Consider the following 19,185-nt stretch of genomic DNA (forward strand, 5'->3'; position numbering starts at 1 on the left):
CGGATCGATCCCGACCCACAGCCAAAACCTCATCCATTCGCGAGTTCGCCTTATGTTCGACTCTCTCTCCATCCGCCTGAAAATCGTGCTGCTGTCCGGCCTTTGCCTGCTGGGCGTGATTGCCTTGATCGTGGGCATGAATATCTACCAGACCAATCAGAACGACGAACTGGTCAGCGCCTCCAGCAGCAAAATGCTCACCGACAGCGTGCAGAATCTGCTGCAAGCCAAAGCCGCCGAGCAAGCGGTGCGGGTGCAGAAGACCTTCGGCGAGAGCCTGACGGTGGTTACGGCATTGGCGGACCAGATCAAGGACCTGCGCAACATGGCGGCCAAACGGTCCCTGGACGCGGGGGCTGTGCGTGAGGAATTGAACCAGAGCCTGCGAACCGCCTTTGAGCGCAACGGTAAAGTGCTGGGGTTCTGGCTGGCATTCGAACCCAACGGCCTGGACGGCAAGGACAGCGAATTTGCCAACGACGCAGCGCGCCAGTCCAACGAGGCCGGGCGATTTGCCAGTTACTGGAGCCGTGCCGGTGGTGCCGGGCTCAACACGATCATGGTCGAAGACGACATGACCAAGACCACCCTCAACATCAACGGCACGCCCTATAACAGCTGGTACACCTGCCCTCGCGACAGCAAGCGCACCTGCCTGCTGGACCCGTATGCCGATACCGTCAACGGCAAGGAAATGCTGATGACCACCATTTCCGTGCCGCTGCTGGTGGATGGCAAAACCATTGGCGTGGTCGGTGTGGATATCGCCCTCGATGCCCTGCAAGCCGCCGCTGTCGAATCCCAGCGCGACCTGTTCAACAGCGCCGGGCACATGCTGATCGTCTCCGGCAGCGGCGTGCTCGCGGGTTACAGTGTTGACGCCAGCAAAGTCGGCAAAAGCATCGCCGACACCTTGGGCACCGATGGCAAGGAAGTGCTGCAGTTGCTCAGCGCTGGCACAGCGAAAATCCTCGAGCAGGGCGAACTGATTCGCGCCGTGTATCCGGTCAGCCCGATTGCCGATTCCAAGCCCTGGGGCGTGGTGATCGACCTGCCGAAAAGCGTACTGCTGGCCGATTCGGTAAAGCTGCAAGCGGTACTCGATGAGGCCCAGCAAAGCGGCACCATCAAAGCCGTGCTGGTGGCTGTGGCGGCAGGCCTGGTCGGCCTGTTGCTGATATGGCTCACCGCCTCGGGCGTGAGCCGGCCGATCAACAGCGTTGCCCAGATGCTCAAGGCGATTGCCAGCGGCGACGGCGACCTGACCCAGCGTCTGCAGTACAGCAAGAAAGACGAACTGGGCGAATTGGTCAGCTGGTTCAACCGTTTCCTCGACAAGCTGCAGCCGACCATTGCGCAGATCAAACAGAGCATTACCGATGCGCGCGGCACGGCCGACCAGTCTTCGGAAATTGCCCGCCAGACCAGCGAAGGCATGCAGGTGCAGTTCCGCGAGATCGATCAGGTTGCCACCGCGTCCAATGAAATGAGCGCCACCGCCCACGACGTCGCCAACAGTGCCTCCAATGCGGCCAACGCCGCCAAAGGCGCCGACCAATCGGCCCGCGATGGCATGCAGATCATTGAGCGCAGCACCCGCGACATCAATCAACTGGCCGACGAAGTCAGCAAGGCGGTCACCGAAGTCGAAGCGTTGGCGGTCAACAGCGAGCAGATCGGTTCAGTGCTGGAAGTGATCCGCAGCATCGCCGAACAAACCAACCTGCTGGCCCTCAACGCCGCCATCGAAGCCGCCCGCGCCGGCGAGAGTGGCCGTGGTTTTGCGGTGGTGGCTGATGAAGTGCGCAACCTGGCCAAACGTACCCAGGACTCGGTGGAAGAAATTCGCAGCGTGATCGAACGTATTCAGACCGGCACCCGCGGCGTGGTTGCCACCATGCACTCGAGCCAGACCCAGGCCCACAGCAACGCTGGCCAGATCCAGCAAGCGGTCCAGGCCTTGAGCAAGATCAGCGACGCGGTCACCGTGATCAGCGACATGAACTTGCAAATCGCCAGCGCCGCCGAGCAGCAAAGCGCCGTGGCCGAAGAGGTCAACCGCAATGTCTCGGCCATCCGCACCGTGACCGAAACCCTGACCGGGCAAGCGACCGAATCGGCACAGATCAGCAGCCATCTCAATTCGCTGACGACCCATCAGATGAAGCTGATGGATCAGTTCCGCGTCTGACCGGCCCCTGTGGGGGTGAGCCTGGAAATACTCGAACGAGCTCGCTTTACTGGAAATATCGCGCTGTTCGGTCCACTCTCGGACAGCGAAACGATTATCCAGGCCCCTGCCGGCGCTCCCGCCTGCGCGGCAACACCTGGCATTACCAACTGATACGGAGAGATGCCAATGGCTACGTTCGAGCCCGGTCACCTGCATATCGAGCGCACGGCGCTGAACAAGGATGACTACAGCTACGCGCTGAGCATCGACTATGAAGTGACCCAGGACCCCAAGGAAGGTGAAGGCATGCTGTTCAAGATGCATGGCTCGGTGCAGGGCAAGGAACTGCAGGAAGAGTTTTTCCTGCCCAAGGACCAGGCGTTCGATTTCGCCCGCCATGCCACTCGCCTGGCGCAAAAGCATGGCCTGCCCAAGGACGCCGGCATTGGTACGGTGCACAAGGCGTACGACCTGATGTTTGAAGACGTCCGGGCACAGCTCGACGTCAAATCCGGCGACCCGGTCAAACCCGAACACCTCGAATAACCGGCACAGCCCTGCAGGAGTAAAGCTGTAAGGGAGGCCTGTGGGAACAAAGCAAGCTTTGCTCCCACAGGCCAGTGCACACCAGGCAACCTTTGCTTCTGACGGGCCGCGATATCAGTCCAGGATTTCACCTGCAGCCCTGCCCAAGGCATACTTGCCACCCTCCGCACGCCAGAACCCCATCGCCCCATGCGCATTCACGTCAGCTTCATCGACCGAGTCGGCATCACCCAGGAAGTTCTGGCGTTGCTCGGTGGGCGCAACCTCAACCTGGATGCGGTCGAAATGGTGCCGCCCAACGTCTACATCGACGCTCCGACCTTGAGCCCGGAAGTACTTGAAGAGCTGCGCGATGCGCTGTTCAGCGTGCGCGGCGTGCAGGCCGTGACGGTGGTGGACATCCTGCCTGGCCAGCGTCGGCACCTGCAGCTCGATGCCTTGCTGGCCGCCATGACCGACCCGGTGCTGGCGCTCGACAGTGCGGGCAATGTATTGCTGGCTAACCCGGCACTGATTGCCCTGTATGGTCGCGAACCGGCCGGGGAAAGCGTGGCGGAGCTGTTTGCCGACCCGGCGCTGCTCGACGCGTTGCTGGAGCACGGCTTTCGCCTGCCGCTGCGCGAGATCACCGTCAACGGCCAGACCTTGCTGCTCGACGCCACGCCCATTACCGACGCCGGTGCGTTGCTGACCCTGTATCAACCCAACCGCATCGGCGAGCGCCTCTCAGCGCTGCACCACGACCATGCCGAAGGCTTTGATGCGCTGCTCGGCGAATCTCCCGCCATCCGCACCCTCAAGGCCCGTGCCCAGCGCGTGGCGGCCCTGGATGCGCCCCTGCTGATCCAGGGCGAAACGGGCACCGGCAAGGAACTGGTCGCACGCGCCTGCCACGCCATCAGCGCCCGTTACAGTTCGCCTTTCCTGGCGCTTAACTGCGCGGCATTGCCGGAGAACCTCGCCGAAAGCGAACTGTTCGGCTACGCCCCCGGCGCATTCACCGGAGCGCAACGAGGCGGTAAACCGGGACTGATGGAACTGGCCAACCAGGGTACGGTGTTTCTCGACGAGATCGGCGAGATGTCTCCCTACCTGCAGGCGAAACTGTTGCGCTTTCTGAATGACGGCAGCTTTCGGCGAGTCGGTGGTGACCGCGAAGTGAAGGTCAATGTGCGCATCCTCAGCGCAACCCACCGCGACCTGGAAAAAATGGTCAGCGAAGGCTCGTTCCGCGAAGACCTCTTCTATCGCCTGAATGTCCTGAATGTCGAAGTCCCGCCGCTGCGTGAGCGGGGCCAGGACATCCTCCTGCTGGCCCGTTACTTCATGCAGCAGGCCTGTGCACAGATTCAGCGTCCGGTGTGTCGCCTGGCGCCCGGGACTTATCCGGCGCTGCTGGGCAACCGCTGGCCAGGCAACGTACGGCAGTTGCAGAACGTGATTTTCCGCGCCGCTGCCATTTGCGAGAGCAGCCTGGTGGACATCGGCGACCTCGACATCGCCGGCACCTCGGTGGCGCGCCAGAACGACACCGAAGTCGACAGCCTGGAGCAGGCCATGGACGAGTTCGAGAAAACCCTGCTGGAAAAACTCTACGTCAGTTACCCCTCGACCCGGCAGCTCGCCAGCCGCCTGCAAACCTCCCACACGGCGATCGCGCATCGACTGCGCAAGTACGGCATCCCCACCAGGCAGTAGCAGTCGCTGAATGCTCCGGCCTGGCCCCCATCCCGTAGGAGCTGCTGAAGGCTGCGATCTTTTGACGTTGATACTGTGTTGCCTGCGACAAGATCGCAGCCTTCGGCAGCTCCTACGGGACGAATTCCATTCGGAAGGCTTCTAACCTGCCTGGAAACGACCTCCAGCCGTACTGAAAGCGCTACAGCGGAACGATATCGCTACAACCGTCCCCAGCCACCGTTGTGCAAGGCTTTGATACAGATAGCCTTTTTTCCACGCCCCAAGCTGTAGCGATTTCGCTACACTCAAATCATTCCCCGCTGTCATAAAATCGCGCAACTAACTGTTTTATATAGCTTTTAAAACATTGGCCGCGATTTTGCTTATGACCCCTGCATAAATCAGGGCTAACGCCCAAGCATTCAATCGCGTCCACCAGACGAGTCTGGCCCCCTTAGGAGTTTCCATGAGCGAGTTGCGTTTTACTGAAGATCACGAATGGCTGCGCACCGAAGCTGACGGCAGCGTCACAGTCGGCATCACCGCCTTCGCGCAGAACGCCCTGGGCGACGTGGTTTTCGTACAACTGCCAGAGCTGCAGTCCTACGAAAAGGGCGCGGAAGCGGCCACCGTGGAGTCGGTAAAAGCGGCCAGCGGCGTGTACATGCCCCTGGACGGTGAAGTGCTGCAAGTCAACCCGGCGCTCGACAGCAGCCCTGAACTGGTCAACGAAGATCCAATGGGTGAAGGCTGGTTCTTCCGCTTTCAGCCAACCGACGCCTCTGCCGTCGCCAAACTGCTGGATCAGGACGCTTACGACCGTCTGATCAAAGCCAACGCCGAAGCCTGAGGAGCGCCGACATGACTCAAGTAAACCCTGCCGTTGTAACCACAAGCACCGCCAACGAATTCATCGCGCGCCACATCGGCCCGCGCGCCGGCGATGAGCAAGCCATGCTCAACAGCCTCGGTTTCGACTCCCTGGAAGCCTTGAGCGCCAGCGTGATCCCGGAAAGCATCAAGGGCACCAGCGTGCTCGGCATGGACGACGGCCTGAGTGAAGCCGACGCCCTGGCCATGATCAAAAGCATCGCCGGCAAGAACCAGCTGTTCAAGACCTTCATCGGCCAGGGCTACTACGGCACCCACACGCCGTCGCCTATCCTGCGCAACCTGTTGGAAAACCCGGCCTGGTACACCGCCTACACCCCGTATCAGCCAGAGATCTCCCAGGGTCGCCTCGAAGCATTGCTCAACTTCCAGACGCTGATCAGCGACCTGACGGGCCTGCCGATCGCCAACGCTTCGCTGCTCGATGAGGCCACCGCTGCAGCCGAAGCCATGACTTTCTGCAAACGCCTGAGCAAGAACAAAGGCAGCCACGCGTTCTTTGCATCGGTTCACTGCCACCCGCAGACCCTCGATGTGCTGCGCACCCGCGCCGAGCCTCTGGGCATCGACGTGGTCGTCGGCGACGAGCTTGAGCTGACTGACGTGACGCCGTTCTTCGGCGCACTGCTGCAATACCCGGCAAGCAACGGTGATGTCTTTGACTACCGCGCACTGACCGAACGCTTCCACGCCGCCAACGCTCTGGTGGCGGTTGCCGCTGATCTGCTGGCCCTGACTGTGCTGACCCCGCCAGGCGAATTCGGCGCCGACGTGGCCATCGGCAGCGCCCAGCGTTTCGGCGTGCCGCTGGGCTTCGGTGGCCCGCACGCAGCGTACTTCTCTACCAAAGATGCATTCAAGCGTGACATGCCGGGCCGCCTGGTCGGCGTTTCCGTCGACCGTTTCGGCAAACCGGCCCTGCGCCTGGCCATGCAGACTCGCGAGCAACACATCCGCCGCGAGAAGGCCACCTCGAACATCTGCACTGCGCAGGTTCTGTTGGCCAACATTGCCAGCATGTACGCCGTGTATCACGGTCCAAAAGGCCTGACGCAGATCGCCAAGCGCATTCATCACCTGACTGCGATCCTCGCCAAAGGCTTGAGCGCGCTGGGGCTGAACGTCGAGCAAGAAAACTTCTTCGACACCCTGACCCTTAACACTGGCGCCAACACCGCCAAGCTGCACGACCAGGCGCATGCGCAGCAGATCAACCTGCGCGTCGTCGATGGCGAGCGTCTGGGCCTGTCCCTTGACGAAACCACGTCGCAAGCTGATGTCGAAACCCTGTGGGCACTGTTCGCCGACGGCCAGGCGCTGCCGGACTTCGCCGCCCTCGCTGCTGCAGTGGTCAGCACCATCCCGGCTGCGCTGGTTCGTCAATCGCCGATCCTGAGCCACCCGGTATTCAACCGTTATCACTCGGAAACCGAGCTGATGCGCTACCTGCGCAAGCTCGCCGACAAGGACCTGGCCCTGGATCGCACCATGATCCCGCTGGGTTCTTGCACCATGAAACTCAACGCTGCCAGCGAAATGATCCCGGTGACCTGGGCTGAATTCGGCGCCCTGCACCCGTTCGCCCCGGCCGAGCAAAGTGCCGGCTACCAGCAACTGACCGACGAACTGGAAGCAATGCTCTGCGCCGCGACCGGCTACGACTCCATTTCCTTGCAGCCGAACGCCGGTTCTCAAGGTGAATATGCCGGGCTGCTGGCTATTCGCGCTTACCACCAGAGCCGTGGCGAAGACCGTCGCGACATCTGCCTGATCCCGTCGTCTGCCCACGGCACCAACCCGGCGACGGCCAACATGGCCGGCATGCGCGTGGTCGTGACCGCCTGCGATGCCCGCGGCAACGTCGACATCGAAGACCTGCGCGCCAAGGCCATCGAGCATCGCGAACACCTTGCGGCGCTGATGATCACCTACCCGTCGACCCACGGCGTTTTCGAAGAAGGCATCCGCGAAATCTGCGGGATCATTCATGACAACGGCGGCCAGGTGTACATCGACGGCGCCAACATGAACGCAATGGTCGGCCTCTGCGCACCGGGCAAGTTCGGTGGCGACGTCTCGCACCTGAACCTGCACAAGACGTTCTGCATCCCTCACGGTGGTGGCGGTCCGGGCGTTGGCCCGATCGGCGTCAAATCGCACCTGACCCCGTTCCTGCCGGGTCACGGCACCATGGAGCGTAAAGAAGGTGCGGTCTGCGCGGCACCGTTCGGCAGCGCGAGCATCTTGCCGATCACCTGGATGTACATTCGGATGATGGGCGGCGCGGGCCTCAAGCGTGCTTCGCAGCTGGCGATCCTGAATGCGAACTACATTTCCCGTCGCCTCGAAGAGCACTATCCAGTGCTTTACACCGGCAGCAATGGCCTGGTAGCCCACGAGTGCATCCTGGACCTGCGCCCACTCAAAGACAGCAGCGGCATCAGCGTCGATGACGTGGCCAAGCGCCTGATCGATTTCGGCTTCCATGCACCGACCATGTCGTTCCCGGTCGCTGGCACCCTGATGATCGAACCGACCGAAAGCGAATCCAGGGAAGAACTGGACCGCTTCTGCGACGCCATGATCCGCATCCGCGAAGAAATCCGCGCAGTGGAAAACGGCACGCTGGACAAGGACGACAACCCGCTGAAGAACGCTCCGCACACTGCGGCGGAACTGGTCGGCGAGTGGACTCACCCGTACAGCCGTGAGCAGGCGGTCTACCCTGTAGCGTCGCTGATCGAAGGCAAATACTGGCCACCGGTCGGTCGCGTCGACAACGTGTTCGGTGATCGCAACCTGGTGTGCGCCTGCCCGTCGATCGAAAGCTACGCTTAAACCAATGAGGGGCGGGTGCGCCTGCCCCTCTTCTCAAGAACACCACAAAACCTGTGGGAGCTGGCTTGCCTGCGATGGCGGCCTGTCAGACAGCGTCGATGGCGACTCAACCAACGCCATCGCAGGCAAGCCAGCTCCCACAGGACCGTGTCCCGTTAAAAATTCCGCCAATTCCCATAACAAGAAACCGGAGAACAACCATGGCTTTAAGCGTGTTCGACCTGTTCAAGATTGGCATCGGTCCCTCCAGTTCCCACACCGTCGGCCCAATGCGCGCTGCCGCGCGTTTCGCCGAAGGCTTGCGCCGTGAAGGGCTGCTGGCTGCAACCGCCTGCGTCAAGGTCGAGCTCTACGGCTCACTCGGCGCCACCGGCAAAGGCCACGGCAGCGACAAGGCCGTATTGCTCGGGCTGGAAGGCGAACACCCGGACACCGTGAACACCGAAACCGTCGCTGCTCGCCTGCAAGAGATTCGCGGCAACGGTCGCTTGAACGTGCTGGGTGAACACAGCATCGCGTTCAACGAGAAAGAACACCTGGCGATGATTCGCAAACCGCTGCCGTATCACCCCAACGGCATGATTTTTCGTGCATTCGATGCGGCCGGTTTGCAAACCCGCAGCCGCGAGTACTACTCGGTAGGCGGTGGGTTTGTGGTCGATGAGGATGCAGCCGGTGCCGACCGCATTGTCGAAGATGCCACCAAACTGACGTTCCCGTTCAAGAGCGCCAAGGACCTGCTGGGGCATTGCGCAACCTACGGCCTGTCGATCAGCCAGGTGATGCTGACCAATGAAAGTGCCTGGCGACCTGAAGCCGAAACCCGCGCCGGCCTGCTGAATATCTGGCAAGTGATGCAGGATTGCGTGGCCGCTGGTTGTCGCAACGAAGGCATCCTGCCCGGTGGTTTGAAGGTCAAGCGTCGCGCTGCGGCGCTGCATCGGCAATTGTGCAAAAACCCCGAATCGTCCTTGCGCGATCCGCTCTCGGTACTGGACTGGGTCAATCTGTATGCCCTGGCGGTCAACGAAGAAAACGCCAACGGCGGACGAGTCGTGACGGCGCCCACCAACGGCGCGGCGGGGATTATCCCGGCGGTGCTGCATTACTACATGCGCTTCATTCCTGGCGCGAACGATGACGGCGTGGTGCGCTTCCTGCTCACCGCAGCGGCCATTGGCATTCTGTACAAGGAAAACGCCTCGATCTCCGGTGCCGAAGTCGGTTGCCAGGGCGAAGTTGGAGTGGCCTGCTCAATGGCGGCCGGAGCCTTGTGCGAAGTCCTCGGCGGCAGCGTGCAGCAAGTGGAAAACGCGGCGGAAATCGGCATGGAACACAACCTCGGCCTGACCTGCGACCCCATCGGCGGCCTGGTGCAAGTGCCTTGCATCGAGCGCAATGCGATGGGCTCGGTCAAGGCCATCAATGCGGTCCGCATGGCCCTGCGCGGTGACGGGCAGCACTTCGTCTCTCTCGACAAGGTTATCCGCACCATGCGCCAGACCGGCGCCGACATGAAAAGCAAATACAAGGAGACCGCCCGCGGCGGTCTGGCGGTCAACATTATCGAGTGCTGATGCGCGCGCATTGGCCTCTGCACATTTTTTCAGGAGCAAAACATGTCCACCGAACAATTGCTGACTACCCCCCTGCACGCCCTGCACATCGAACTCGGCGCACGCATGGTGCCGTTCGCCGGCTACGACATGCCGGTGCAATACCCGCTGGGCGTGATGAAAGAACACCAGCACACCCGCGACCAGGCCGGGTTGTTCGATGTCTCGCACATGGGCCAGATTCGCCTGACCGGCGCCAAGGCAGCCGAGGCCCTGGAAACCCTGGTACCGGTAGACATCATCGACTTGCCGGTGGGCATGCAGCGCTATGCGATGTTCACCAACGAGGCCGGTGGCATTCTCGACGACCTGATGGTCGCCAACCTGGGTAACGACGAATTGTTCCTGGTGGTCAACGCCGCCTGCAAGGACCAGGACCTGGCGCACCTGCGCAAGCACATCAGCGAGCAGTGCACCATCGAGCCGTTGTTCGAAGAGCGTGCGCTGCTGGCCTTGCAAGGCCCCGCCGCCGTGACCGTCCTGGCGCGACTGGCGCCTGAAGTGGCCAAGATGACCTTCATGCAGTTCACGCGCGTCCAGCTGCTGGGCGTGGAATGTTTCGTCAGCCGCTCGGGCTACACCGGCGAAGACGGTTTCGAGATCTCCGTGCCGGCCGCGAATGCCGAAGCCTTGGCCCGCGCCCTGTTGGCCGAGCCGGAAGTGGCCGCGATCGGTCTGGGGGCTCGCGACTCCCTGCGCCTGGAAGCCGGCCTGTGCCTCTATGGCCACGACATGAACACCGAGACCACCCCGATCGAGGCGAGCCTGCTGTGGGCCATCTCCAAGTCGCGCCGTGCCGATGGCGCACGGGCCGGCGGTTTCCCGGGCGCCGAAAACATCTTCGCGCAACAACAGGGCGGCGTCAGCCGCAAACGCGTAGGCCTGCTGCCGCAAGAGCGCACGCCGGTGCGCGAAGGCGCGGAAATCGTCAACGACGCGGGCGAGATCATCGGCAGCGTCTGCAGTGGCGGTTTTGGACCGACCCTGGGCGCCCCTCTTGCCATGGGTTACCTCGACTCGGCGTACGTCGCGCTCGATACGCCGGTCTGGGCGATCGTGCGTGGGAAAAAGGTGCCTTTGCTTGTAAGCAAAATGCCATTTGTTCCACAACGCTACTATCGCGGCTGATTGACTGTTTCTATAAGCAACGTGGCTGCGCTAACACTGCACTAATCTGTAACGCAGCCGCCATAAAACAGTGCAACCGTTCGATAATGAACAGTGCTTATAACAGTCGAAAACAATTGAACAGCGCTATCGTATAAGCCTGCACTAACACCTTCACTAACAGCTTCAGAGCCAAGCAAACCGGGCCCCTCACAGGGGCTTGTTTTTTATTGGCCAGTTGGCGTAGAGTTTGTTCACTGTGTTTGCATGGGTCGCTTGGAATCGTGACCTGGGCAGTAGCCTACAAGTTAGCTACATCCCGTTCGACGTCTTCTTACTCTCCTGCAACCAGCCCCAGTACTCTTTCATGAGAAAGAGGCTGTCATTAATTTTTGCGTCAAAGGAAATAAGAAATGTCCCAACGTCAGAGCGGTACCGTCAAGTGGTTTAACGACGAGAAAGGTTTTGGTTTTATCACGCCAGAAAGCGGTCCGGATCTGTTCGTGCACTTCCGCGCTATTCAGGGCAACGGCTTCAAGAGCCTGAAAGAAGGCCAGAAAGTGACCTTCGTTGCTGTGCAGGGCCAAAAAGGCATGCAGGCTGACGAAGTTCAGGCCGAAGCTTAATCTTCTGTAACGAAAAAGCCCCTGATGCTGACATCAGGGGCTTTTTTGTGCGCGCAAATCCGTAAAATGAGTTCTTTTCCCGCCGAGACCCCTGCCATGTCGAAACACCTGCTGAAGCCCCAGGGCGATTTTCCCGCCGCTGGCCTGGGTCGTCGTCTGGCAGCGATGTTCTATGACTTCCTGCTATGCACCGCGTTGCTGATTGTCACCAGCGGAATCTACAAGATGATCCAGATGGCAATCATCGGCGAGGAGCGGATGCGCACGCTGACTGAAGCGGGAGCACTGGACGGTGATCCGCTGCTTTCAACCCTGCTGCTGTTCGTGCTGTTCGGGTTTTTTGCCAAGTTCTGGACCTGGTCGGGTCAGACCCTGGGCATGCAGGTGTGGGGTATTCGGGTGCAGAACGCCGACGGCTCATCCATCAGCCTGTGGCAGGCGCTGCTGCGCTTTGTGGTCTCCATCGCCTCGCTGCTGTGCGTGGGTCTGGGTTTCATCTGGTCGCTGTTCGACAAGCAGAAGCGCAGCTGGCATGACATGTATTCCGAGACGCAGCTGGTGCGAATCCCGAAGAAGCAGAGGTAAGCGCATAAAAAAGATCGCAGCCGTCGGCAGCTCCTACAAGGTTTGTGAGCACCTGTAGGAGCTGCCGAATGCTGCGATCTCTTGGTCTTGCTTTAAGCGTTACCAGCCAACTTCATCCGCGCCGCCTGGGTGAAATCGAGCATGCGCTTCAACGGCCGAATCGCCTGCGGAATCAACGCCGGATCAACAAAGATCTCATTCGTCCCTTCTTTAAGGCTCTTGAGCGTGCGCTCAAGCGTATTCATCGCCATCCACGGACAATGCGCGCAACTGCGGCACGCCGCGCCGTTACCCGCCGTAGGGGCTTCGATGAACACCTTGTCCGGGCACAGCTGCTGCATCTTGTAGAAGATGCCGCGGTCGGTAGCAACGATCAGGGTCTTGTTCGGCAGGCTCTGCGCTGCAGCAATCAGCTGGCTGGTGGAGCCTACGGCGTCCGCCAGTTCGATGACCGAAGTCGGCGACTCGGGGTGCACCAGAATGGCGGCATCGGGGTACAGGGCCTTCATGTCCTCGAGCTGCTTGGACTTGAACTCCTCGTGAACGATGCAGGCACCGTCCCACAGCAGCATGTCGGCGCCGGTCTTGCGCTGGATATAGGTGCCCAGGTGCTTGTCCGGCCCCCAGATGATGGTTTCGCCGTTGTCCATAAGGCTCTCGACGATTTCCAGCGCGCAGCTTGAAGTCACCACCCAGTCAGCCCGGGCTTTGACTGCTGCCGAGGTATTGGCATACACCACCACGGTGCGCTCAGGATGCTGGTCACAGAACGCCGAGAACTCGTCCACGGGGCAACCCAGGTCCAGCGAGCAGGTCGCCTCCAGGGTCGGCATCAATACGCGTTTTTCGGGGTTGAGGATCTTCGCGGTTTCGCCCATGAACTTCACGCCGGCGACCACCACGGTCTTGGCCGGGTGGGCGTTGCCAAAGCGCGCCATTTCAAGGGAGTCGGAGACACAGCCACCGGTTTCTTCGGCCAGGGCCTGAATCACCGGATCGCAATAGAAGTGGGCAACCAGCACCGCGTCCTGAGCTTTGAGCTCGGCAGCAATGGCAGCTCGGTAAAAAGCCTCTTCTTCGACTGTCAGCGGCTTGGGCTGCTTGGCGTCGAGGTGAGCTTGAACCAGTAGGCGTTCGGAAATTTGCGTCATGATCGCAAGACCTGCGGGCGCTTTCGCGCGAAAGTCGAGTATACACCCGGCTCCGGACCCTATTGGGTACCGCCGGGAGAGTGAGTAGTCATCAGGCACAGCGTTGAAGCTGGGCAAGGCTACAGAATATCCCGTGGATGCAAAAGATGAATCTGACCTGCGCCATGCGTTGCAGCCTCGAACGTGAGCCCGCTGAAATCGAAGACAAAAAATCCGCAAGTCCTCACGCTCGTGAGCCTTGCGGATTTTCAACTGTTGAAACAGTCCAGGGTCACTTCGATCGGTTACTGATCGACTTCCAGGGTGCTCGCTCTGCAAGGCTGGAAATGGCGACGCGAAATGGCATAGACCCGATCTCAGATGAGCGAAAAAGGGTAGGAGCAATCATTCAATTCAATTCAATATTTTGCTGAGGCGTGGCTAAGATGGAAAAAATGAAAGAACCCAGTACAAATATTCATCCGCTCGACCAGGATCGTGACCCGATCAGCACAGCCCTTGTTTGGAGCTTGGCCGCTAAGGTGGCGGCTCACCATGGTGGCGAACTCGCGCGAATGCAGCGAGCCAATGGGTACTCGAACGCTACGTGGGTCGGTAACGGCATCGCCGTGCGTATCGCGCATACACCCGTCGATATGGCACGCGAGGTTGCGCTCGTTCAGGCTCTTGCGCGAGAGGTCGGGCACCCAGAGATCCTTGGAGAGGGTACTACCGAGGGCCACGGCTGGATCGTGAGCGCGCAGATTCGCGGCCAGAACCTCCAGGAGGCGTGGCCGACGCTGACGCCTGCGGAGCGGGAAGCTGCGGTCCGCCAGATTTGGGCTCGGGCCCAGATCGTGCACGACGCGACCCCGTCTCTGAGGACGCTTGTCGCATCTCACGGGGGGTTCGTACCGGCTTCGCTCGAAGCTGCCACCGCGGCGGCTAACCGCGCCAAAGTCAAGCTGGGACTGTCCAGCGCACAGCAGTCGCGGCTCCATGGAATCATCGAGGGTTACTTCCGGGCTGCACCCTTGGTTGCACAGACCGTCAACCATGGCGACCTCGCGCTGATGAATGCTTTATGGGACGGAGAGGTCGTCGCCCTGCTGGACTTTGAGTTCGCCGTGCTCGGTCCGGTCGAGATCGACCTGTGCCGGTTGGTATGCGAGGCCCGCGTATCCGAAGAAGGCCATCGTATTGATTCGGAGGCAGGCAACGCTGCGGTTGAGATCGCCGCTCGACATATGGATCCGATTCATGGTCGTGCGCTTATCCAAGGCGCCGCGATTCTCGACCAGCTCCGTGACCTTGACATCTGGACGGCTACTGAGCGTGTCGAGGACTGGCGACCGTGCCGCCTGCTCGCTGACCTGCTCGACGTCGACGGCGGCTATCTCGCCCCCCTGCTCAAGTAACCAGCGCTATCACGATACGATGAACGTCATCGATTTGATCGTGGTGCGCCAAGTCCAGTACCTCAACACCATCATCGAACAGGACCATCTCGCCATCGAGCTGGTAACAAGCCGATGTTCAACTCAAAGCGTTCCGGTCGGCCGGCTCCGTGCCAAGCGGTGCAATGACCAAATTCCAGGCAAAAAAAAACCCGGAAATCCTCACTTTCGTGGGCCTTCCGGATTTTCTAAACTGCTACAAAAATGGTGGGTCGTGTGGGATTCGAACCTACGACCAATTGGTTAAAAGCCAACTGCTCTACCAACTGAGCTAACGACCCGCTGTGTGGTGGCGCGTATAATACTGATTTTTAAGGACTATTCAACACCTAATTTGAAATAAATCAAAAATAAGGCGTTGGGTCACTGATTCCGGCCGCCGCGAAGCCTTCTGCACGGAGTCGGCAGCTGTCGCATTTGCCGCACGCCCGGCCGTGATCGTCGGCCTGGTAGCAGGAAACCGTCAGGCCGTAATCGACACCCAGCTTGACGCCAGCCTGGACGATCTGCGCCTTGCTCAGATTCTGCAGGGGCGCCTGAATGCGGAAGCCGTTACCTTCCACGCCTGCCTTGGTGGCGAGGTTGGCCATGCGCTCGAAGGATTCGATGAACTCGGGACGGCAATCCGGGTAACCGGAGTAATCGACGGCATTGACGCCAATGAAGATGTCACGCGCTCCGAGCACTTCGGCCCAGCCCAACGCGAGGGACAGGAACACGGTATTGCGTGCAGGAACGTAGGTGACCGGAATGCCTTCACCGGCCTCCTCCGGAATATCGATACTGCTGTCGGTCAATGCCGAGCCACCCATGCCGTTGAGGTTCAACCCGATGACCTTATGCTCAACCACGCCAAGATCACGGGCGACGCGTGCGGCAGCGTGCAGCTCGGCATGGGAGCGCTGGCCGTAGTCGAAGCTCATGGTGTAGCAGCTGTAGCCATCGGCTCGTGCCATGGCCACGACAGTGGCCGAGTCCAGGCCACCAGACAGGAGGATGACCGCACGTTTTTCTGCAGCGTTCAGTTGTTCAGTCATTTCAGCGCCCCGGCTCGTCATTCCATAGATATTTATGCAGCTGCAGTTGCAGGCGCACTGGCAGGTTGTCCGCCACGACCCAATCCGCCAGGTCCCGAGCGTTCAGGTCATGGTGGCTGGGAGAAAACAGGACCTCACCGGCGCGGCGATCCAGACCGTACTGGATCAACTTGGACACGGCCCAGTCGTAATCTTCCCGGGAACAGATGACAAACTTCACCTGATCGTTGCGCGTCAGCAGCTCGATGTTTTCGTAGCGATTGCGATGCGCTTCCTTCGAACCCGGAGTTTTCAGGTCGACGACGCGACTAACCCGCGAATCGACTGCCGAGATGTCCAGAGCTCCACTGGTTTCCAGTGACACTTCGTAACCGGCATCACACAGGCGCTTGAGCAATGGGATGGCGTTGGGCTGGGCGAGGGGCTCGCCGCCGGTGACACACACATAACGCGGACGAAAGCCGGCCACTTGTTCGATGATGTCATCCAGCGGGCGAACCGTGCCGCCTGTGAAGGCGTAGGCGCTGTCACAGTACTGGCAACGCAATGGACAACCGGTCAGGCGCACAAAAACAGTGGGCAGCCCGGCCGTCCGCGTTTCACCCTGCAACGAGTAAAATACTTCGGTAATTCTCAATGTGTCTTGCATAGTCGCCACGGGCGTAACAGCTAAACAGGCTGTCCGCCTCCGTCAGGCACTTTAAGGAACCCCGCCATCGCGCGAATCCCAAAAAGCGGTGTTTCAGAAAAAGGGCGTGAATTCTAACGAAAAAACCCGCAGCAAGTGCGGGTTTCTTTAAAACGGTTCAGGCAAGCTTACATTTTCTGCAAGTCGCGCTGGGCCAACTGCGCGGCGGACGTGCCCGGATATTGGGACACGACCTGCTGCAGAATCCCTTTAACCTTGTCGGGATGACCAAGGCGGCGCTCTACATCTGCCAGCTTGTACAGCGAGTCAGGCACTTTGTTGTGCTTGGGGTACAGCTGGGACACCTTGGCAAACGCCTGACCGGCACCTTGCAGGTCGCCTTTGGCCAGGTTCACTTCGCCCAACCAATATTGGGCATTGCCCGCGTACTGGCTGTTGGGGTACTTGCGCAGGAAAGCGGCAAAAGCCTGGCTGGCCTTGTCGAAATCCTTGGCTTTGATCAGGTCGAAGGCTGCATCGTAATACAGTTTTTCCTTCGCCGGGTCAGCCGGCTCGGTACCCGCGGCCGGTGCCTGAGCGGCAGCCGCTCCAGCACCTGCTGCTGCACCGGGGGCGTTCAAATCGCCACCGGTGGAAGAATTCTCAGGAGTTGCGGCTGGTGCAACGCCGGTTCCAATGCGCCGATCAAGATCCTGGTATCGCTCCAGGCTTTCCTGCTTCATGCGCGCTACATCATTTTGCAGAACTTCGATGATGCCTTGTTGGCGCGAGATCTGCTCCTGCATGGATTGCAGTTGGTTGAACAGCTCGCCCTGTGCCGAGACAGGGGCCGAAACCCCTCCCCCGGCATAGGCGCCGTTCGTACCGTAACCCGCGGGCGGATAACTACTTCCACTATTGCCGGAGTTGTTGTTATCGACCACAGGAACCGCAGCCCACACCGCAAGCGGTGCGAGGCTGAGAGCCAGAATAGTTACAGCACGACGGCACGTTCGCATGACGAATTACTTACGCAGTTCGACGCGACGGTTTTGAGCCCAGGACTGCTCGTCGTTGCCGGTAGCAACTGGACGCTCTTCGCCGTAGGAAACCAGTTCCAGCTGAGCTGGGGAAACGCCTTGCAGTACCAGGTAGCGCTGAACGGCTTTCGCACGACGCTCGCCCAGTGCCATGTTGTACTCACGAGTACCACGTTCGTCGGTGTTACCTTCCAGAACAACGCGAGCGCCGTTAGCTTTCAGGTCCTTGGCGTGAACGTCCAGAGCGCGCATGGCTTCTGGCTTCAGGTCCGAACTGTCGTATTCGAAGTAGAAAGTGGTGATCGCGCGCAGAGCAGCTTCTTCGCTCAGGGAGCCGTCAACTGCACCAGTGTTAGCGCCGTAACCAGCGTTTGGATCAACAGCAGCGCCTTCACCGGCATTGTCGCCGCCTTTGGACGAGCAACCTACAGCTACAGCCATGGCCAGAGCCAGCGCAGCAAATTTACCAAACTTCAGCATTTCCATCGTGAAACTCCTAATGAACCCCAGTGTGTTAAGTAAAACGTAAAGCGCCGCGTCAGTTCAGGTAAGGGGACCAGGAAGGTTCTCTGACTTCGCCTTGTGCGGTAGGAAGCGGGAGCCTTACGCGTCCATTAATGGACACGAGCATCAAGACTCCCCGGCCCTGCTGGCGGGTGGCGTAGATTACCATGGTGCCGTTGGGCGCAACAGTAGGCGACTCGTCCAGAGTGCTATCAGTGAGGATCTTTACACTACCGCGTTGCAAATCCTGGGCCGCCACCTTGAAATTGGTGAAGCCTTCCTGGCGATGAATCATGACCAGGGTCTTTTCGTCAGCCGACAACTTAGGGTTGGCGTTGTAGTTACCGATGAAGGTCACACGCTCTGCACCGCCGCCGCCTGCGCTGGTTTTGTAGATCTGCGGCTTGCCGCCACGGTCGGAGGTGAAGTAGATGGTCGAACCATCTTTACCCCAGAACGGTTCGGTGTTGATGCCGGGACCATTGGTGACGCGGGTGATCTGGCGCGAGCCCAGGTTCATCACATAGATGTCCGGGTTGCCGTCCTTGGACAGCACGAACGCCAGGCGATTGCCGTCCGGCGACCAGGCTGGTGCACCATTGAGGCCTTCGAAGTTGGTGATTTGCTCACGGCGACCGGTGTCGATGTTCTGCATGAAGATGCGCGGACGCTTCTGCTCGAACGAGACATAAGCGATGCGCTTGCCATCCGGTGCGAAACGCGGCGACAGGATCGGCTCGCGCGATTGCAGCAGGGTAACGGCACGCGCACCGTCGTAGTCCGAACGTTGCAGGGTGTAGCGAGTGTTTTTCTCGGAAAAGCGCTCGGCAGTCACGTACAGCAGGCGAGTCGAGAATGCACCTTTGATACCGGTGAGTTTTTCAAACGACTGGTCAGCAATGTAGTGCGACATGTCACGCAGCTGGTCAACGCTGCCCGACACGCTGCCGGTCAGCACTTGCTGCTCGGTGGCGACGTTGAACAAGGCGTATTGCACCTGCAGGCGACCGCCCGCCGGAGCGATGCTGCCGACCATGACGTACTGGGCACCCAGCGCCTTGAAGTCACGGTAGATGATTTCGCTGGCCTGGCTTGGCTGGCTGATCATGTTCTGTTTCGGGATCGGCGAGTAGTAACCCGAGTTGCGCAGGTCATTACCGATGATCTCGGCCATATCGTCCGGCAGCACGCTGCCGCCCTGGTTGGCGAACGGAACGACGGCAATCGGGGTAGCCCGATCGCTGCCGCTGGTTACCAGAATGTTTTTCTCATCGGCTACCGCCATCCCTGCCAGGCAGCAGATGGCGACAAGCATTCCTCGAAGAAG

Annotated in this window: 16 protein-coding genes, 1 tRNA gene and 2 pseudogenes; 12 read left to right on the forward strand and 7 right to left on the reverse strand. The window is 60.1% G+C overall.

The features are described from left to right. Window positions 1-325: 325 nt before the first annotated feature. From HYI44_RS29585 to HYI44_RS11335, 10 genes and pseudogenes are all read left to right on the forward strand, one after another. Window positions 326-1,285: pseudogene (locus tag HYI44_RS29585) on the forward strand (chemotaxis protein); the annotation flags it as partial. Window positions 1,286-1,663: 378 nt separating this feature from the next. Then, a pseudogene (locus HYI44_RS29590) lies at window positions 1,664-2,191 on the forward strand (methyl-accepting chemotaxis protein); the annotation flags it as partial. A gap of 168 nt (window positions 2,192-2,359) precedes the next feature. Continuing rightward, window positions 2,360-2,719: a DUF5064 family protein gene (locus HYI44_RS11300; protein WP_045058212.1), complete on the forward strand. Its 360-nt coding sequence runs from the start codon at window positions 2,360-2,362 to the stop codon at window positions 2,717-2,719. Window positions 2,720-2,908: 189 nt separating this feature from the next. Next, entirely contained in the window at window positions 2,909-4,417 is a 1,509-nt protein-coding gene (locus HYI44_RS11305; protein ID WP_225569447.1) for a sigma-54-dependent transcriptional regulator, read from the forward strand. Window positions 4,418-4,865: 448 nt separating this feature from the next. Continuing rightward, a complete protein-coding gene (gcvH, locus tag HYI44_RS11310) occupies window positions 4,866-5,249 on the forward strand; it encodes a glycine cleavage system protein GcvH (protein WP_122840161.1) in 384 nt (127 codons plus the stop codon). 11 nt (window positions 5,250-5,260) lie between these two features. Then, window positions 5,261-8,128, forward strand: coding sequence for an aminomethyl-transferring glycine dehydrogenase (gene gcvP, locus HYI44_RS11315; RefSeq protein ID WP_225569448.1), 2,868 nt, complete (start codon window positions 5,261-5,263; stop codon window positions 8,126-8,128). A 200-nt stretch (window positions 8,129-8,328) separates the two neighbouring features. Then, window positions 8,329-9,705, forward strand: coding sequence for an L-serine ammonia-lyase (locus tag HYI44_RS11320; protein ID WP_122840159.1), 1,377 nt, complete (start codon window positions 8,329-8,331; stop codon window positions 9,703-9,705). A gap of 42 nt (window positions 9,706-9,747) precedes the next feature. Further along, on the forward strand, window positions 9,748-10,872 hold the full coding sequence (gene gcvT, locus HYI44_RS11325; RefSeq protein WP_225569449.1) for a glycine cleavage system aminomethyltransferase GcvT: 1,125 nt from the start codon (window positions 9,748-9,750) through the stop codon (window positions 10,870-10,872). A 392-nt stretch (window positions 10,873-11,264) separates the two neighbouring features. After that, a complete protein-coding gene (locus HYI44_RS11330) occupies window positions 11,265-11,477 on the forward strand; it encodes a cold-shock protein (RefSeq protein ID WP_003175786.1) in 213 nt (70 codons plus the stop codon). 96 nt (window positions 11,478-11,573) lie between these two features. Continuing rightward, window positions 11,574-12,062, forward strand: a complete 489-nt coding sequence (locus tag HYI44_RS11335; RefSeq protein ID WP_045058218.1) for an RDD family protein — start codon at window positions 11,574-11,576, stop codon at window positions 12,060-12,062. A 92-nt stretch (window positions 12,063-12,154) separates the two neighbouring features. Here HYI44_RS11335 and nadA read toward each other — a convergent pair whose 3' ends face one another. Further along, entirely contained in the window at window positions 12,155-13,213 is a 1,059-nt protein-coding gene (gene nadA / locus HYI44_RS11340) for a quinolinate synthase NadA (RefSeq protein ID WP_122840156.1), read from the reverse strand. A gap of 146 nt (window positions 13,214-13,359) precedes the next feature. On the opposite strand from nadA, the gene HYI44_RS11345 reads away from it, so the two are divergent. After that, entirely contained in the window at window positions 13,360-13,626 is a 267-nt protein-coding gene (locus HYI44_RS11345; protein ID WP_225569450.1) for a hypothetical protein, read from the forward strand. A 12-nt stretch (window positions 13,627-13,638) separates the two neighbouring features. Then, window positions 13,639-14,610, forward strand: a complete 972-nt coding sequence (locus HYI44_RS11350) for a phosphotransferase family protein (protein WP_225569451.1) — start codon at window positions 13,639-13,641, stop codon at window positions 14,608-14,610. Between the two features lie 244 nt (window positions 14,611-14,854). Here the strand turns inward: HYI44_RS11350 and HYI44_RS11355 are convergent. The 6 genes from HYI44_RS11355 to tolB form a co-directional block, all read right to left on the reverse strand. Then, window positions 14,855-14,930: transfer RNA gene (locus tag HYI44_RS11355), tRNA-Lys, on the reverse strand. A 63-nt stretch (window positions 14,931-14,993) separates the two neighbouring features. Beyond that, window positions 14,994-15,686, reverse strand: coding sequence for a 7-cyano-7-deazaguanine synthase QueC (queC, locus tag HYI44_RS11360; RefSeq protein ID WP_122840154.1), 693 nt, complete (start codon window positions 15,684-15,686; stop codon window positions 14,994-14,996). 1 nt (window position 15,687) lies between these two features. Then, the gene (gene queE, locus HYI44_RS11365) at window positions 15,688-16,335 is read right to left on the reverse strand and encodes a 7-carboxy-7-deazaguanine synthase QueE (RefSeq protein WP_122840153.1); all 648 of its coding nucleotides are present in this window, start codon (window positions 16,333-16,335) and stop codon (window positions 15,688-15,690) included. Window positions 16,336-16,502: 167 nt separating this feature from the next. Beyond that, entirely contained in the window at window positions 16,503-17,333 is an 831-nt protein-coding gene (gene ybgF / locus HYI44_RS11370) for a tol-pal system protein YbgF (protein WP_225569452.1), read from the reverse strand. Between the two features lie 6 nt (window positions 17,334-17,339). After that, window positions 17,340-17,840 carry a peptidoglycan-associated lipoprotein Pal gene (gene pal / locus HYI44_RS11375; protein WP_045058224.1) on the reverse strand — a complete coding sequence of 167 codons (501 nt, stop codon included), beginning with the start codon at window positions 17,838-17,840 and terminating at the stop codon, window positions 17,340-17,342. Between the two features lie 52 nt (window positions 17,841-17,892). Continuing rightward, window positions 17,893-19,173: a Tol-Pal system beta propeller repeat protein TolB gene (tolB, locus tag HYI44_RS11380; RefSeq protein ID WP_209012670.1), complete on the reverse strand. Its 1,281-nt coding sequence runs from the start codon at window positions 19,171-19,173 to the stop codon at window positions 17,893-17,895. Window positions 19,174-19,185: the final 12 nt, after the last annotated feature.

The organism is Pseudomonas sp. Y24-6 (assembly GCF_020295325.1).
Lineage (GTDB): Bacteria > Pseudomonadota > Gammaproteobacteria > Pseudomonadales > Pseudomonadaceae > Aquipseudomonas > Aquipseudomonas gregormendelii.